This window comes from Shinella sp. R2-11 (assembly GCF_055330205.1).
Window position 1 is genome coordinate 12,706 of sequence record NZ_JBVAPC010000002.1, and the last position, 16,488, is coordinate 29,193.

The 16,488-nt window shown below is 64.3% G+C and carries 15 protein-coding genes; 8 read left to right on the forward strand and 7 right to left on the reverse strand.

Features of this window, described 5'->3' with window-relative positions; genetic code table 11:
• The first annotated feature begins 64 nt into the window (after positions 1-64).
• From rpsM to ACZ1A1_RS04550, 5 genes are all read left to right on the forward strand, one after another.
• Positions 65-433, forward strand: coding sequence for a 30S ribosomal protein S13 (rpsM, locus tag ACZ1A1_RS04530; RefSeq protein WP_119258415.1), 369 nt, complete (start codon positions 65-67; stop codon positions 431-433).
• Positions 434-677: 244 nt separating this feature from the next.
• Entirely contained in the window at positions 678-1,067 is a 390-nt protein-coding gene (rpsK, locus tag ACZ1A1_RS04535) for a 30S ribosomal protein S11 (RefSeq protein ID WP_023513823.1), read from the forward strand.
• Positions 1,068-1,167: 100 nt separating this feature from the next.
• On the forward strand, positions 1,168-2,178 hold the full coding sequence (locus tag ACZ1A1_RS04540; protein WP_313196241.1) for a DNA-directed RNA polymerase subunit alpha: 1,011 nt from the start codon (positions 1,168-1,170) through the stop codon (positions 2,176-2,178).
• A 139-nt stretch (positions 2,179-2,317) separates the two neighbouring features.
• Entirely contained in the window at positions 2,318-2,743 is a 426-nt protein-coding gene (rplQ, locus tag ACZ1A1_RS04545; protein ID WP_119258413.1) for a 50S ribosomal protein L17, read from the forward strand.
• Between the two features lie 160 nt (positions 2,744-2,903).
• Positions 2,904-4,067, forward strand: a complete 1,164-nt coding sequence (locus tag ACZ1A1_RS04550) for a GGDEF domain-containing protein (RefSeq protein ID WP_463618958.1) — start codon at positions 2,904-2,906, stop codon at positions 4,065-4,067.
• A gap of 14 nt (positions 4,068-4,081) precedes the next feature.
• Here ACZ1A1_RS04550 and msrQ read toward each other — a convergent pair whose 3' ends face one another.
• Together msrQ and msrP are read right to left on the reverse strand one after the other, a co-directional pair.
• A complete protein-coding gene (msrQ, locus tag ACZ1A1_RS04555) occupies positions 4,082-4,738 on the reverse strand; it encodes a protein-methionine-sulfoxide reductase heme-binding subunit MsrQ (RefSeq protein ID WP_463618959.1) in 657 nt (218 codons plus the stop codon).
• Positions 4,738-5,679, reverse strand: a complete 942-nt coding sequence (gene msrP, locus ACZ1A1_RS04560) for a protein-methionine-sulfoxide reductase catalytic subunit MsrP (RefSeq protein WP_463618960.1) — start codon at positions 5,677-5,679, stop codon at positions 4,738-4,740. The genes msrQ and msrP overlap by 1 nt, the downstream gene beginning before the upstream one ends.
• Before the next feature lie 201 nt (positions 5,680-5,880).
• On the opposite strand from msrP, the gene ACZ1A1_RS04565 reads away from it, so the two are divergent.
• Both ACZ1A1_RS04565 and ACZ1A1_RS04570 read left to right on the forward strand, forming a co-directional pair.
• A complete protein-coding gene (locus tag ACZ1A1_RS04565) occupies positions 5,881-7,284 on the forward strand; it encodes a DegQ family serine endoprotease (protein ID WP_463618961.1) in 1,404 nt (467 codons plus the stop codon).
• Positions 7,281-8,597 (forward strand): replication-associated recombination protein A, encoded by a 1,317-nt coding sequence (locus ACZ1A1_RS04570; RefSeq protein ID WP_463618962.1) that lies wholly within the window; start codon positions 7,281-7,283, stop codon positions 8,595-8,597. Before ACZ1A1_RS04565 ends, ACZ1A1_RS04570 begins: the two co-directional genes overlap by 4 nt.
• On the opposite strand, the gene ACZ1A1_RS04575 is transcribed toward ACZ1A1_RS04570, so the two are convergent.
• The 4 genes from ACZ1A1_RS04575 to ACZ1A1_RS04590 all read right to left on the reverse strand — a co-directional run bounded on the left by ACZ1A1_RS04575 (position 8,594) and on the right by ACZ1A1_RS04590 (position 11,339).
• Positions 8,594-8,908, reverse strand: coding sequence for a DUF1883 domain-containing protein (locus ACZ1A1_RS04575; RefSeq protein ID WP_463618963.1), 315 nt, complete (start codon positions 8,906-8,908; stop codon positions 8,594-8,596). The two genes, ACZ1A1_RS04570 and ACZ1A1_RS04575, sit on opposite strands and share 4 nt — an antisense overlap.
• A gap of 460 nt (positions 8,909-9,368) precedes the next feature.
• Positions 9,369-10,004: an alpha/beta hydrolase family protein gene (locus tag ACZ1A1_RS04580; protein WP_463618964.1), complete on the reverse strand. Its 636-nt coding sequence runs from the start codon at positions 10,002-10,004 to the stop codon at positions 9,369-9,371.
• Between the two features lie 9 nt (positions 10,005-10,013).
• Positions 10,014-10,184, reverse strand: coding sequence for a hypothetical protein (locus tag ACZ1A1_RS04585; protein ID WP_313196233.1), 171 nt, complete (start codon positions 10,182-10,184; stop codon positions 10,014-10,016).
• Positions 10,185-10,343: 159 nt separating this feature from the next.
• Positions 10,344-11,339 (reverse strand): endonuclease/exonuclease/phosphatase family protein, encoded by a 996-nt coding sequence (locus tag ACZ1A1_RS04590; RefSeq protein ID WP_463618965.1) that lies wholly within the window; start codon positions 11,337-11,339, stop codon positions 10,344-10,346.
• Positions 11,340-11,631: 292 nt separating this feature from the next.
• Between ACZ1A1_RS04590 and ACZ1A1_RS04595 the strand changes: the two genes are divergently transcribed.
• Entirely contained in the window at positions 11,632-12,090 is a 459-nt protein-coding gene (locus ACZ1A1_RS04595; protein WP_463618966.1) for a hypothetical protein, read from the forward strand.
• 58 nt (positions 12,091-12,148) lie between these two features.
• On the opposite strand, the gene ACZ1A1_RS04600 is transcribed toward ACZ1A1_RS04595, so the two are convergent.
• Entirely contained in the window at positions 12,149-15,964 is a 3,816-nt protein-coding gene (locus tag ACZ1A1_RS04600; protein ID WP_463618967.1) for a vitamin B12-dependent ribonucleotide reductase, read from the reverse strand.
• Positions 15,965-16,488 lie beyond the last annotated feature (524 nt).

Consider the following 16,488-nt stretch of genomic DNA (forward strand, 5'->3'; position numbering starts at 1 on the left):
TTTGGGCCGTATCGAATGAAGAAGACCACTTGCCGGATGGCAACTGGAAGCAAGGAGAATAGGCGTGGCACGTATCGCTGGCGTCAACATCCCGACCGCGAAGCGCGTCGTAATCGCGCTCCGTTACATTCACGGGATCGGCCCGAAGTTTGCACAGGAAATCATCGAGAAGGTCGGTATCCCGGCTGATCGTCGCGTGCATCAGCTCACGGACGCAGAAATCCTGCAGATCCGCGAAGCCATCGACCGCGACTACCAGGTCGAAGGCGACCTGCGTCGCGAGACCTCGATGAACATCAAGCGTCTCATGGACCTCGGTTGCTACCGTGGCCTGCGTCACCGCCGTAGCCTCCCGGTTCGCGGCCAGCGCACGCACACCAACGCCCGTACCCGCAAGGGTCCGGCCAAGGCCATCGCAGGCAAGAAGAAGTAATTTCCCGGAAACGGGGAACGGGAGGCTGGCGCTTCGCGCCGGCCTCTTTTGAGTTTCGAGCGGGGCCTCGCATTCGTCAAGAAGCCCCGGTCGGTGGAGCTGCTGGCATTACGGCAGTGACGATATCGCCGCAGACGGAAGCCTTCGGGCCTGTCTGCAATTACTGTTCAGGGCAGGGGTTTCGTCCCGGCCCGGTGGAGCCGCTGGCATTACGGCGGTGTAGAGATCAACGAAAGGACTATCCATGGCCAAGGAAGCCGCACGCGTTCGCCGTCGCGAACGCAAGAACATCACCTCGGGTGTTGCTCACGTCAATTCTTCGTTCAACAACACGATGATCACCATCACCGACGCACAGGGCAACGCGATTGCCTGGTCGTCGGCCGGTGCGAAGGGCTTCAAGGGTTCGCGCAAGTCGACCCCGTTCGCTGCCCAGATCGCTGCCGAAGACTGCGCCAAGAAGGCCCAGGAACACGGCATGAAGTCGCTGGAAGTCGAAGTCTGCGGTCCGGGTTCCGGCCGTGAATCGGCTCTGCGCGCCCTCCAGGCTGCCGGCTTCATGATCACGTCCATCCGCGACGTGACGCCGATTCCGCACAACGGTTGCCGTCCGCGCAAGAAGCGCCGCGTCTGATCATCGACTTCAAACAACCGTGGAGGCCATCCGGCTTCCGCGGTACTTCAGGGCTCGGCCGTCACGATTGGATGGTGGCGGCGAACGGAAGGCAAAACACATGATCCAGAAAAACTGGCAGGAACTGATCAAGCCGAACAAGGTGGAATTCGCCTCCTCCGGCCGCACCAAGGCAAGCCTTGTTGCAGAGCCGCTGGAGCGTGGCTTCGGCCTGACGCTCGGCAACGCGCTGCGGCGCGTGCTCCTGTCGTCGCTGCGCGGTGCGGCTGTGACCGCCGTGCAGATCGACGGCGTCCTGCACGAGTTCTCCTCCATCCCGGGCGTCCGGGAAGATGTGACGGACATCGTGCTCAACATCAAGGAAATCGCCATCAAGATGGATGGCGACGATGCCAAGCGCATGGTCGTGCGCAAGCAGGGTCCGGGCGTCGTGACGGCTGGTGACATCCAGACGGTCGGCGACATCGAGATCCTGAACCCCGACCACGTCATCTGCACCCTCGACGAGGGCGCGGAAATCCGCATGGAGTTCACGGTCAACAACGGCAAGGGCTACGTCCCGGCCGACCGCAACCGCTCCGAAGACGCGCCGATCGGCCTCATCCCGGTCGACAGCCTCTACTCGCCGGTCAAGAAAGTGTCCTACAAGGTGGAAAACACCCGTGAAGGCCAGGTTCTCGACTACGACAAGCTGACGATGACCATCGAGACCGACGGTTCCGTCACGGGCGAAGATGCGATCGCGTTCGCGGCCCGCATTCTCCAGGACCAGCTCTCGGTCTTCGTCAACTTCGACGAACCGCAGAAGGAAGCCGAGGAAGAATCGGTCACGGAACTGGCGTTCAACCCGGCGCTCCTCAAGAAGGTCGACGAACTGGAACTTTCCGTCCGTTCGGCGAACTGCCTGAAGAACGACAACATCGTCTATATCGGCGATCTCATTCAGAAGACCGAAGCCGAAATGCTTCGCACTCCGAATTTTGGTCGCAAGTCGCTCAACGAGATCAAGGAAGTTCTCGCTTCCATGGGCCTGCACCTCGGCATGGAAGTGCCCGCATGGCCGCCGGAGAACATCGAAGATCTCGCCAAGCGCTACGAAGACCAGTACTAAGGCCGAACGCGCCCCTCGGGGCGCGTAAAGCTGGCCTTAGCATCTATGAACTGCGCATGTCCCTTTGTCCCGCAAGGCGGGACGGACATGCGCCACCATCAAACGGCAGGCGACTGCCTGCATGTGAAGGAGAATCGAGATGCGCCACCAGAATTCGGGTCGCAAACTCAACCGTACCGCCAGCCACCGCAAGGCGATGTTCGCCAACATGGCTGCCTCGCTCATCCAGCATGAGCAGATCGTAACGACGCTGCCGAAGGCGAAGGAAATCCGCCCGATCGTCGAGAAGCTCGTCACCCTCGGCAAGCGCGGCGACCTGCACGCTCGCCGCCAGGCGATCTCGCAGATCCGCGACGTTGCCGTCGTTTCGAAGCTCTTCGACGCGATCGCAAGCCGCTATGCCAACCGTAACGGTGGCTACCTGCGCATCATGAAGGCCGGCTTCCGCCATGGCGACAACGCCCCGCTCGCCGTCATCGAGTTCGTCGACCGCGACGTCGATGCCAAGGGCGCTGCCGACAAGGCCCGCGTAGCCGCTGAAGAAGCTGCTGCCGAAGCTGCCTGATACGACAAGCGTTCGTCCTGAACGCCATGAAGCCGGACGCACCAGCGTCCGGCTTTTTTGTTGCCCGGAAGGCAGGGCAAGATTTCGGAAACCATGTCCCTAGGCATTGTTTTCAGCCCTCGGCCGTAGAGTTCGTTCGAGGTTTAATCGAGTTCGAGTGATGGGCGAGAATTTCGCATTCCTGCTGCCGGTGGTTCTCATCCTGTTCGCGCTGGTCTTCCTGGCCGTGGGGCGCTTCGGCAATCGCGCAGCCCTGTTCTGGGGTGCGGGATATCTTTGCGCGGCCTTCGGCTTTCTCGTTCCGCTTCTGGAGATCGTCCTGCCCGTTCCCGTCGTGGCGCTGGCGGCGGACGCGGCATTTCTCTCCGCCTTCTTCCTCTACAGCCACGCGCTCGCCACGCATTTCGAGGCGCCGCGCCGCACGCCCCTTCGTGTGGGCGTGGTGGCCGTCGCCTATGCCGGCGCCGGCGTTGCCGTTCTCGTCGGCCAGAGCCTGCGCGTCGAGCTCTTCGTCAACGACATCGCCTGCAGCCTCCTTCTTTTTATCGCCATCGCCTCGGTGCGCCGCCGCGCCGGTTCATGGATAGACCGGATGCTCCTTGGTGCGGCGATGTTCGTCGTGCTGGAGACGAGCATCCGCACCATGGTCTTCTTCGTTGCGACGGGCGGCGTCGCCATGGGCGAATTCATCGGCTCGACCTATGCCTATGTCATGCAGATCACGGCCACGATCGGCGCGCTGGTCATGGCGCTGGCGGCGCTCGCTTCCGTTGCGCTGCGGATCGTCGACCGGCACCGCAAGGCGGCCGAGGAGGATCCGCTCACCGGCCTTCTCAACCGCCGCGGCTTCGAGCAGGTCGTCGGCGCGCGGGCGGCAGGCGGGGAGGCGGCGATCATCGTCGGCGATATCGATAGTTTCAAGTCGATCAACGATCGTTTCGGCCATGCCGCGGGGGACGAGGCGATCCGTGAGGTCGCGGCGGTGCTCGCCGCGCTTTCCTGGCCGGGGCTGGCCGTCGCGCGGTTCGGCGGCGAGGAATTCATCGCCTACCTGCCGAACTGCCGTCTTCAGGGCGCCCACACGCTGGCCAATACGGTCCGCATCGCCATTTCGGAGCGCGATCTCGGCCGGATCGGCATCGATCGCCCGATAACCGCCAGCTTCGGTGTCGCCGTCACCGCGGCCGGGGATCACACGATCCACGACGCGATCAGCCGCGCCGATCGGTTGCTCTACCTCGCCAAGAGCAACGGCCGGAACCGGGTCGTCAGCAGCACCGCCGATATTCCCGCGCAAGCGGGCCCGAAACTCTTCGTGGTGTGAGGCGGTGGTCTTCGCTAGACCGAGCGGGCTTCGCCGTGGACGCTGGCTCCATTCGCCCGGGCTCGTTTCCTCCCGCGCATCATCGGCCGGATCAGCCGGTAGGCGAGGAGCAGCGTTACCGGTGCGATATAGGTCCAGGGCTCCAGCCCCACGACCTTGACGGACATGGCGAAGTGCAGCGCGCCCGCGGCGGCGATGGCATAGACGAGTCGGTGCAGCTTCACCCAGCGCGGCCCCAGCCGGCGGATCGACCAATTGTTGGAAGTCAGCGCAAGCGGGATCAGGAATAGGAAGGCGGCCATGCCGATGGTGATGAAGGGCCGCTTGGCGATATCGACCAGGATCGCCTGGAAATTCAAGTACTGGTCGAGCACCATATAGGTCAGGAAGTGCATCAGCACGTACCAAAAGGCGAGCAGCCCGAGGGCGCGCCGGTAGCGGATCCAGTTGATGCCGGCAAGGTCGCGCAGCGGCGTGACCGCGAGCGTGGCGACGAGGAAGCGCAGCGCCCAAAGCCCCAGCAGGTGCTCGAACTCCTTCACCGGATTACCGGGAAGCCTGCCCGTCGCCCCGAGCCAGAAGCCGTAGGCCGCGGGCGCAAGCCCTACGGCATAGAGCAGCCAGACCGACGCGGCATGATACTTGCGGGGCAGGGTAGGTAGAAGAGCCATCAGTAATTGGCCCTGAGGTCCATGCCGGCATAGAGGCTCGCCACCTCGTCCGCATAGCCGTTGAAGGGCAGGGTCGGCCGTCTGTTGGCGCCGAAGAAGCCGCCTTCGCCGATGCGATTCTCGCTCGCCTGGCTCCAGCGCGGGTGATCGACCTCCGGATTGACGTTGGCATAGAAGCCGTATTCCTCGGGCGCGGAAATGTTCCAGGTCGAGGGCGGCTGCTTGTCGGTAAGGGTGATCTTCACGATCGACTTGATGCCCTTGAAGCCGTATTTCCACGGCACGACGAGCCGGACCGGCGCGCCGTTCTGGTTCGGCAGCGTCTTGCCGTAGACGCCGACGGAAAGGATCGCCAGCGGATGGCGCGCCTCGTCGAGCCTCAGGCCCTCGACATAGGGCCAGGGCAGGGACTGGAAGAAGCCGGACTGGCCGGGCATCTCCTCCGGCCGGACGACCGTCTCGAAGGCGACATATTTCGCATCGCCGAGCGGCTCGACCTTGTCGAGGAGTGCGGCGAGCGGAAAACCGACCCAGGGAATCACCATCGACCAGGCTTCCACGCAGCGCATCCGGTAGACCCGGTCCTCCAGCGGCATGGCGAGCAGCTCCTCCAGCCCGAACTCCTTCGGCTTGCCGACGAGGCCGCCGACCTCGATCGTCCAGGGCGCCGGCTTGAATTTCTCCGAATTCGCCTGCGGGTCGCCCTTGCCCATGCCGAATTCGTAGAAATTGTTGTAGCTGGTCACGTCCTTTTCCGGCGTCACCTTCTCGTCGACGGTATAGGCGCTCTTCGACGCGTTCAGCGCTTCCGCGAAGGCCGGCGTTCCGGCGGCCGCGATCATGCCGCCGGCGGCAGCGGCGAGAAAGGAGCGCCGGTTGAAGAAACAGCTTTCCGGCGTGATTTCCGAGGCATTGATGCGGGGCGGGCGATAGGGGGACATGGCGGGCTCGATCCATTCGGTTGCTTGCCTGATACCTACGTAAAGAACTCCCATCTTGTTTCAACGGCGAGAGAAGATTTGCGGCAACCACTTTTTCGTGCACGCGGCGTGAGCGCCGGCGCATGAAAAGACCTGCGCGGTTTGCCTTTTTTCCTGCGAAATCCTATCTGATCGTGACGCGGAAACGAAGGAGACTCGTCCATGCTGAAAGCCCGCATCCTGCTTGCCGCCCCCGTTGTCATGGCGCTGGCGCTGGTGACACCCGCAACGGCTCAGGAGCGAACCGTTCCCCAGTCGCGCACGGAGATGCAGCTCTCCTTCGCGCCGCTCGTCAAGCAGGTCGAGAATGCCGTCGTCAACGTCTATGCCGAGCGCGTCGTCGAGCGCCGTTCGATCTTCGAGGGCGATCCCTTCTTCGAGGAGTTCTTCGGCCAGCGCATGCCGAACCGCAGCGAGAAGCAGTCCTCGCTCGGCTCGGGTGTCATCGTCGGGGCCAAGGGCTTCGTGGTGACCAACAACCACGTCATCGAGGGCGCGAGCGACATCAAGGTCGCGCTGGCCGACGGTCGCGAATTCGAGAGCACCGTCGTGCTCAAGGACGAGCGCGTCGACCTTGCCGTGCTGAAGATCAAGTCGGATGCCGATTTCGCCACCCTGCCGCTCGGCGACAGCGATGCCGTCCAGGTCGGCGATCTGGTGCTCGCCATCGGCAACCCCTTCGGCGTCGGCCAGACGGTGACGAGCGGCATCGTCTCGGCGCTTGCCCGCAACCAGGTGCGCTCGGGCGACTTCGGCTTCTTCATCCAGACGGACGCATCGATCAATCCCGGCAATTCCGGCGGCGGCCTCATCAACATGAACGGCGAGCTGATCGGTATCAACACTGCCATCTTCTCGCGCGGCGGCGGTTCGAACGGCGTTGGCTTCGCCATTCCCGCCAATCTGGTGAAAACCTTCGTCGCCAGCGCCGAGAACGGCAACGCCACCTTCGACCGCCCCTTCGTCGGCGCGACCTTCGATGCCGTGACCTCGGAAGTTGCCGACGCCCTGGGGCTCGACCGCGCCCGCGGCGCACTTATCTCGCAGGTCCAGCCCGGCAGCCCGGCGGAAAAGGCCGGCATGAAGGCCGGACAGGTCGTCACCGCCGTCAACGGCATCCCCGTCGAGCATCCCGATGCGCTCGGCTATCGCCTCACCACCGTCGGCATCGGCGGCACGGCGCGCATCACCGTCATCGCCGACGGCAAGGAGCAGGAGCTGACGCTTTCCCTCGACCGTGCGCCCGAGACGACGCCGCGCGACGAGCGGCTGATCGAGGGCCGCAATCCCTTCTCCGGCGCGGTCGTCGCGAACCTTTCGCCGCGCGTCGCCGAGGAACTGCGCATGCCGACCAACAAGACGACCACCGGCGTGGTGATCACCGAGATCAACCGCGGCTCGCCCGCCGCGCGCATCGGCCTCCAGCCGCGCGACATCGTCATCGAGCTGAACGGCACGCCCGTCAGCACCACCGAGAAGCTCGCCGCGCTCGTCGGCGAGGACCCGTCCATCTGGCGCGTCGAGATCGAGCGCGACGGCCAGCGCATCCGGCAGTTCTTCCGATGAGCGACCTCTTCGCCCCGCGTGAACCGGAGGAGATGGCGGCAAAGCGGCCCCTGGCCGATCGCCTGCGCCCCCGCACGCTGGGCGAGGTTTCCGGCCAGGAGCACCTGACCGGCCCGGACGGCGTGCTCTCGCGCATGATCGAGGCGGGCTCGCTCGGCTCGATGATCTTCTGGGGCCCGCCGGGCACCGGCAAGACGACGGTGGCGCGGCTGCTTTCCGGCGAGACCGGCCTTGCCTTCGAGCAGATCTCGGCGATCTTCTCCGGCGTCGCCGATCTCAAGAAGGTCTTCGAGGCCGCGCGTCTGCGCCGCATGGGCGGCCGCCAGACTCTGCTTTTCGTCGACGAGATCCATCGCTTCAACCGCGCCCAGCAGGACAGCTTCCTGCCGGTCATGGAGGACGGCACCATCGTGCTCGTCGGCGCGACGACGGAAAACCCGTCCTTCGAGCTCAACGCCGCTCTTCTCTCGCGCGCCCGCGTGCTGACCTTCAAGCCGCATGACGAGCAGAGCCTGGAGGAGCTTTTAAAGCGCGCCGAGGCCATCGAGGAAAAGCCGCTGCCGCTCGACGAGGAGGCGCGCGCCTCGCTGCTGCGCATGGCCGACGGCGACGGGCGGGCTGTGCTGACGCTGGCCGAGGAGGTGTGGCGCGCGGCGCGCTCCGGCGAGACCTTCGGCCAGGACGATCTCTTCCGCATCGTCCAGCGCCGCGCGCCGGTCTACGACAAGTCGCAGGACGGCCACTACAACCTCATCTCCGCCCTGCACAAGGCCGTGCGCGGCTCGGATCCCGATGCGGCGCTCTACTATCTCACCCGCATGCTGGATGCCGGCGAGGACCCGCTGTTCCTCTGCCGTCGCATGGTGCGCATGGCGGTGGAGGATATCGGCCTTGCCGATCCGCAGGCGCTCGTCGTCTGCAATGCGGCGAAAGATGCCTATGACTTCCTCGGCTCGCCGGAAGGCGAGCTGGCGCTGGCGCAGGCCTGCGTCTATCTCGCCACCGCCCCGAAATCCAACGCCGTCTATACCGCCTACAAGTCCGCCATGCGCGCGGCGAAGGAAAACGGCTCGCTGCTGCCGCCCAAGCACATCCTCAACGCCCCGACCAAGCTGATGAAGGGCGAGGGCTATGGCGAGGGCTACCGCTACGACCATGACGAGCCGGAGGCCTTTTCCGGCCAGGACTATTTCCCGGAGAAGATGGGCCGCCGCACCTTCTACGATCCGCCGGAACGCGGCTTCGAGCGGGAGCTGCGCAAGCGGCTGGAATGGTGGGCGAAGCTGCGCCGGGAGAAGGGTGGGAACGGCTAGGCCGCGCCGAAGCGCGGCGCCGGCTTCTGCGGTGCCTGCGGCACAAGCCTGATCGAGGATTCCGCCTTGCCGGGATGTCCCTCCATGTCCACCACGACATGCCAGTGGCCGCTTTGCGGTATCTTCAGCCGGATCGGCGATTGCCTGGCGACGCCGCCGAGGAACTTGTGCTGGCGGGCATTCCTGAAGAGATCGAAATTGGCATGGCTCATCAGGCGCACATTGGCGACGGCCGAGAGCGTGATCTCGATCACCGTGCCGCTGCGCTGCATGTCGAGGTCGTAATGCGTATAGGAAAAGCTGTGCGCCATGGAATGCCCGGATCGTCTTTTGTGCCGGCATGATCACACGGGCCGGTTAACGTTCCCTTCCTGCAGGCGATACCGCTCCCTGGCAATAGCGACGCATATTCAATTGGTTGTCTTGGAAAACGGATTCAATTCTGCAGCGACTTGATTCAAAGTCGCAGGCGCGTTGGATGAGGATGTGGATGTCAAGGAGCCATCATTGCGAAAGCGACTCTACCGCGGTGGCAGCGACCGGGGAGATTGGCGGGCGAAATCTCCGCAAGGGCCGAAGCCCGGATGCGGAGAGGTGCATCCGGGCTTCGCCGCGCCCGTGAGGCCGTCTGCCGGCCAGGCCTGGCCGATCGACCCGTATCGGGGGCTCGCTTGTTGGCAGACGCGGACGCATTTCGGGCGAAGGGCCAGAGCCATCCGATAGGGAAATGTCGCATGGGCTGGATTGGCGCGCTGTTTCCCGCGGAACAGCTCAGAGCGTTTCCGTCCAGGCCTTCACCGCCTTCGCCATGGTGGCGAGATGGTCGGCGGCGGAGAAGCCGGAAATGCTCTTGCGGGGCTTGAGGTCATGGTCGCCGTGCTCGAGCCACAGGAAGCGGATGCGCTCCGGCAGGCCATAGGCCGGCACTTCGGCGCTTGTGCCGAAGGGATCGCGCGTTCCCTGGCAGATCAGCGTCGGCACGCGAAGCGTCGTCAGATGCGCGGTGCGAAGCTGCGCCGGCTTTTCCGGCGGGTGGAAGGGATAGCCGAGGCAGAGGAGGCCGGCGATGCGCCCTTCGGCGTAAAGCCCGTCCGCCACCATGCTGGCGACCCGCCCGCCCATCGACTTGCCGCCGATGACGAGCTTGCCCTTGGCGCCGAGCTCGGCGACGGCGGCGCAAAATTCCGGGTTCAGGGTCTCGGCCTTCGGCGGTGGCCTGCGGCTACCCTCCGTGCGCCGGGCCGCCATGTAGGAAAACTCGAAGCGGGCGACGCGCAGACCCTCGGCCGCCAGCGCCGTCGCCGCCGCGTTCATCGCGGGCGAATCCATCGGCGCGCCGCTGCCATGGGCAAGCAGCAGGGTGGCGGACGCATCCTGCGGGCCGGTGAAGAGGAAGGGCAGGCTCATGCGGCCGTCTTACTTCGCATGGTCCTTGACGTCGCCGGGCGCGATCGGGTCGCTGGCCGGAAAGGTCTCCTCCAGCGCTTCCTCCAGATAGTCGTCCTGCTCGGCCTTTAGGCTCTTTTCCTTCTGGCGGGCCTGTTCCTTTTCCAGCGAAGCCTTGGGGCTGTCCTTTTCCGTCGCCATGGTCGTCTCCTTGGGTCGTGTTTCTCAGGATAGCGTGTTTTGCGGCGGGGGCGAAGGCTTGGAGCAATCCGGCAAAAGTGCGCAGCGGTTTTGCGTCCGGAATTGCGTGGAAATAAAAGGATGGAGCGTTTTCACAATTCGAGGAAAAGCGGAAATGCTCTAGCTCTCCGGCAGCGAAAGCTCGGCGATGACCGGCAGGTGGTTCGAGCCGAAGGCCGGGCCGATGCGATGCGCCCGCACGGAAATATCCGGTGACACGACGACATGGTCGATCGAGGCGCCGATATAGGCGAGAGCATCGAGCTTCATGCTGAATCGCGTCACCGGCTGCAGCCATCCGCCTGCGGTGGAGGCAAGGCCGGCCTGCCGCAGGAAGCCGCGGAAGAACGGCGACCAGGTGGGCGTATTCCAGTCGCCGGCGACGATGACCGGCCCCTTTTCCAGATCGCCCTTCACGGCATCGGCGGCGGCGGAAAGATAGGCGTTGCGGTCGCGCCACTGCCAGGGCCGGCGCGGCGTTTCGGGATGGAAAGCGTAGAGGAAGAGCGGCTTTCCACCAAGTTCGAGCTCGAGACGCAGCGGCTGCTTGTAGGCGCGCTCCTCGGTGAAGGCGCGCTTCAGCTCGGTCTCGGCGCGGATCGGCAGGCTGGAAAAGACCTTCAGGCTGTCGCGCGCGCGGCTTTCCGTGCTGCTTTGGTAAGGATAGAGCCCGGCGGCGGAAAGCGCCTCGTCCCAGGCGCGGGTCGTTTCCTCCAGAACCACGATGTCGGGCTTTTCCCGGCGCAGGATCTCGATGAAGCCGGCAGGCCCCTCGATATTTCCGACGAAGAGATTGGCCGTGAGGACCTTGAGCCCCCCGCCGCCGTCGCGGGTGGGGCGGGCGGTCGGCACGTCGAAGGCGGGAATGAGCGCGACGCCGATACCGAGCAACGCCATCGCGATCGCCTTCAGCCGCCGCGTCACCACGGCACCGACGAGGAAGAGGGCGCCGACGGTCACCACATAGGGCCAGGCGAAGGTGAGAAGGTCGACGAGCCAGAACCGGTCGGCGGCAAGCACCACGACGCTGACAGCGAAGAGATAGGCGATGACGCCCGGCAGGATGAGGACGCGGTAGGCAAGGGCGACCAGCCCCCGGCGCGGCGTTGTCTGCATCGACTGTTCCTTCTGCATCACGGGATTCGGTTCAGGTCGATTCCCGTAACGGGAGGTTTGCATGTACCGTGTGCATGCCGAGGCTGCAATGCATTGCGGGCTTGGAAAGAAGGGCGGTACAGGGCAGGAAGATTACGCAGGTCTTTTTCAAACAAGCGAGAGCATGCCGTAGGGCATGAAATAGAATTCCCCTCTTGCCCTTCGCAGCGTCTCGATTTGGCATGACTTTCCAACCGTCAGCTTGCCTGCAAATGATTGTAATCATAGGTCTGCTCTCGCAAAGGAGCAGGCCATGAACATCATCGAGACGCCGGACATGTGGGTGCTGCGGATGACGCGCCGCCTCACAATTCCCGAGGTGAAACACGCGGCGGCCGAATACGCGCCGGTCATCGACAGGGTGATCGAGGCGGCCGGGCTCCTTGTTGCCGGGCCATGGACCTTCATCGCGGAGGGCCTGCCGAAGGATGGCAAGACACCGTTCGACTGGCAGATGTGCCGGCCGGTGGTTGAGCCGGAAGGCTATGACGGACCGCTGGAGCTATGCCATGTCCCGCCGACCATCGTCGCCTCGCGACTGCATCAGGGCTCGCTGCGCACGCTCTTCACGCAAGGCTATGCACCGCTGGTCGCGGAGATCGAAATGTCGCGCCACGTCTTTTCCGGGCGGAGCAGGGAGGTCTATCACGGCTGGCACGGGCCGGGGTCTTCGTATCAGAAGATCGAAATCCAGTTCGAGCTGGCACGTTGAAACGGAAAACCCGGGGATCGCTCCCCGGGTTTTCGTTCGTCAGGTCGTTCCTTGCCGCTTAGCTGCAACCGCTCGTCGCGCCGCAGGTGTCGCACTTCTCGCAGGTGCCGTTGCGCACCATGGTGAAGTTCTGGCACTCGGAGCACATGTTGCCGGTGTAGCCCTGCGCGATGGAGCGCATGCGGCGTTCGGCTTCCAGCTTCTTGGCTTCGGCCTTGGCGCTGGCGGCTTCGGCGGCGGCCTTGTCGGAGAAGAGCGCGGTCACGCTTTCGGGCGCGTCGTCCGCCACCTCTTCGGCGATCTCCTCGGCAAGCTCGGCGGCGCGTTCCTCGTAGTCGCGCTTGAAGGCGACGATTTCGGAGGTGGCGATGGCGGTTGCCGGCTCCAGCTTGCGGGCGGCGTTGCCGGCGAAGGACGTGACGTTGCCGGTCGAGGCTGCCTTCGCGGGCGCGGCGGTGGCGGCGCCCTTCGGCTCGGAAAGCGGGCGCTCGCTCTGGCCGCCCTGGACGAGGGTCGGCTTGTGGCCGCGCGTCCAGCCGGTCGAGATCAGGTTCGTCTTGCCTTCCTGGATGCCCTTGCCGAGCGCCGTGTTGCCGAAGTCGGAGGTATCGACATGGGCAAGGTCGTGGCGGCCGAGATAGGAGACGGCAAGCTCGCGGAACACATAGTCGAGGATCGACGTGGCGTTCTTGATCGCATCGTTGCCGATGACCATGCCGGCCGGCTCGAACTTGGTGAAGGTGAAGGCCTCCACATATTCCTCCAGCGGCACGCCGTATTGCAGGCCGAGCGAGATGGCGATGGCGAAGTTGTTCATCATCGCACGGAAGGCGGCGCCTTCCTTGTGCATGTCGATGAAGATCTCGCCGAGGCGGCCGTCGCCGAATTCGCCTGTGCGCAGATACACCTTGTGCCCGCCGATGACGGCCTTCTGGGTGTAGCCCTGGCGGCGGTTCGGCAGCTTCTCGCGGTCACGCACCAGGCGCTCGACGATCCGCTCGACGATCTTTTCCGTGACCTGCACGGCCTGGGCGGCGGCGGGCGCGGCGACCAGCGCCTCGACGGCATCGTCCTCGTCCTCCTCGTCCTCGATCAGCGAGGCGTTGAGCGGCTGCGAGAGCTTGGAGCCGTCGCGGTAGAGGGCGTTGGCCTTCAGCGCGAGCTTCCAGGAGAGCATGTAGGCGTTCTTGCAGTCCTCGACGGTCGCCTCGTTCGGCATGTTGATCGTCTTGGAGATGGCGCCCGAGATGAACGGCTGGGCGGCCGCCATCATGCGGATATGGCTTTCGACCGAGAGGTAGCGCTTGCCGATCTTGCCGCAGGGATTGGCGCAGTCGAAGACCGGCAGGTGCTCGGCCTTGAGGAAGGGCGCGCCTTCCAGCGTCATCGCACCGCAGACGTGGATGTTGGCCGCCTCAATCTCCTTCTTCGTGAAGCCGACATGCTCCAGCAGGTTGAAGGACATGTCCGAGAGCTGCTCGTCCGTGACCTTCAGCACCTCCTTCAGGAAGTCGGCGCCGAGCGTCCACTGGTTGAAGGCGAACTTGATGTCGAAGGCCGACTTGAGGCCCGAATTGACGGCTTCGATCTTCTCATCGGTGAAGCCCTTGGCCTTGAGCGAACCGGGATTGACGCCCGGCGCCTGGTTCATGTTGCCATGGCCGACGGCATAGGCCTCGATCTCGGCGATCTGGCTTTCCGAATAGCCGAGCGTGCGCAGCGCTTCCGGCACGGCGCGGTTGATGATCTTGAAGTAGCCGCCGCCGGCGAGCTTCTTGAACTTCACCAGTGCGAAGTCGGGCTCGATGCCGGTCGTGTCGCAGTCCATGACGAGGCCGATCGTGCCGGTCGGCGCGATGACGGTCGTCTGGGCGTTGCGGTAGCCGTGCTTCTCGCCGAGCGCCACGGCCTTGTCCCAGGCCGCGGTGGCGTGGGCGATCAGGGCCGGATCGGAGCATTCGGCATGGACGAGGGCGACCGGATTGACCGACAGCGCCTCATAGCCCGCCGTCTCGCCATAGGCGGCGCGGCGGTGATTGCGCATGACGCGCAGCATGTTGTCGCGGTTCGGCGCAAAGCCCGGGAACGGGCCGAGCTCGCCGGCCATCTCGGCCGAGGTCGCATAGGCGACACCCGTCATGATGGCGGTCAGCGCACCGGCGATGGCGCGGCCTTCGGCCGAGTCATACGGGATGCCGGAGGACATCAGCAGGCCGCCGATATTCGCATAGCCGAGGCCGAGCGTGCGGTACTCGTAGGAGAGCTCGGCGATCTGGCGCGAGGGGAACTGCGCCATCATGACCGAGACTTCGAGCACGATGGTCCACAGGCGTACGGCATGTTCGTAGTCGGCGATGTCGATCTTCTTCGTCGCCGCGTCCTTGAACTGGAGAAGGTTCAGCGAGGCGAGGTTGCAGGCCGTGTCGTCGAGGAACATGTATTCCGAGCACGGGTTCGACGCGCGGATGGGGCCGGCCGCCGGGCAGGTGTGCCAGTCGTTCATCGTCGTGTTGAAATGCAGGCCCGGATCGGCAGAGGCCCAGGCGGCGTAGGAGATCTGCTCCCAGAGGTCCCGCGCCTTCAGCGTCTTCATGACCTTGCCGTCCTTGCGGGCGGTGAGGTTCCAGGTGCCGTCATTCTCCACGGCCCGCAGGAAGTCGTCCTTCAGCGAGACGGAATTGTTGGAGTTCTGGCCGGAGACGGTGAGATAGGCTTCCGAATCCCAGTCCGTGTCATAGGTCTTGAACTCGATGTCCTTGTAGCCCTGCCGGGCGAACTGGACGACGCGCTTGATGTAGTTTTCCGGGACCTGGCTCTTCTTGGCGGCGCGGATCTCGCGCTTGAGGGCCGGGTTCTCGGCGGGGTCGTAGCAGCGCTCGCCCTCGGCCGAGCAATTGACGCAGGCCTTCATGATGGCCTTGAGGTGGCCGGCGACGATCTTCGAGCCGGTGACGAGCGCCGCCACCTTCTGCTCTTCCTTGACCTTCCAGTTGATGTAGTCCTCGATATCCGGATGGTCGATGTCGACCACGACCATCTTGGCCGCGCGGCGCGTCGTGCCGCCCGACTTGATGGCGCCGGCCGCGCGGTCGCCGATCTTCAGGAAGCTCATCAGGCCGGAGGAGCGGCCGCCGCCCGAAAGCTTCTCGCCTTCGCCGCGCAGGTGCGAGAAGTTGGAGCCGGTGCCGGAGCCGTACTTGAAGAGGCGCGCTTCACGCACCCACAGGTCCATGATGCCGTTCTCGTTGACGAGGTCGTCCTCGACGGACTGGATGAAGCAGGCATGCGGCTGGGGATGCTCGTAGGCCGACCTGGACTTGGTCAGCTTGCCGGTGAAGGGGTCGACATAGAAATGGCCCTGGCCGGGGCCGTCGATGCCGTAGGCCCAGTGCAGGCCCGTGTTGAACCACTGCGGCGAGTTCGGCGCGACGCGCTGCGTGGCGAGCATGTAGGCGAGTTCGTCCTTGAAGGCGGCAGCGTCTTCCTCGGAAGCGAAATACTTGCCCTTCCAGCCCCAGTAGGTCCAGGTGCCGGCAAGGCGGTCGAAGACCTGGCGGGCGTCGGTTTCCGAGCCGAAGCGCTCACCCTCGGGGAGCGCCTTCAAGGCTTCGGTATCCGGCACGGAGCGCCACAGGAAGGAGGGAACGTCGTTCTCCTCGACCTTCTTCAGCCGCGCCGGCACGCCGGCCTTGCGGAAATATTTCTGCGCGAGGATGTCGGCGGCGACCTGGGAGAACTGGGCCGGCACGTCGATATCCGCCAGACGAAAGACGATGGAGCCGTCCGGGTTCTTGATCTCGCTGGTGGCCTTGCGGAATTCGATCTCCGCATAGGCCGACTGGCCAGGTTTGGTGAAGCGACGTTCTATGCGCATTTTCCGTTGTCCTCTGCTGCCGCATCCTGTCATGAAAACAGGGCGCAATTAACCCCGTCCGGCCGCAATGCCCTTGCAGCCAGCCCCCGATCTTCCAATCCTTGCGGGAAACCCGATCGATCTCGGATGTCCTGTATCTTGTGCTGAGTTTGGCTGCAAACACTAAATATAGTATTAACAGATAGTTTATTCCAGACCCTGCGGGCGCGAAGGCGCATCAAAAAACCGGGCGCAAAAGCACCCTTGCAGCGAGCGGATCATCCGCCCGGCCACATGCGCAGGAAACGCGATTTCGTGATGGGAACCGACCTCGTAACTTTACGGTCCAGTCGCCGCCGCAACTTGGAATTCATTAACCTCATCAGCCCGATTCTCGTCAAGGGCTGGTTTGTGAATGAAGTTTGAACTCTATATCTTGTGCCTCAGGGCTGTGGAAAATGGGGACACCGCGCAAGGCCTGAAAAATCAGCGGGTTCCGGCCGAAAGGTGAGGCGGCGTGACACGCCTCTGTGGAAAAGCAAAAA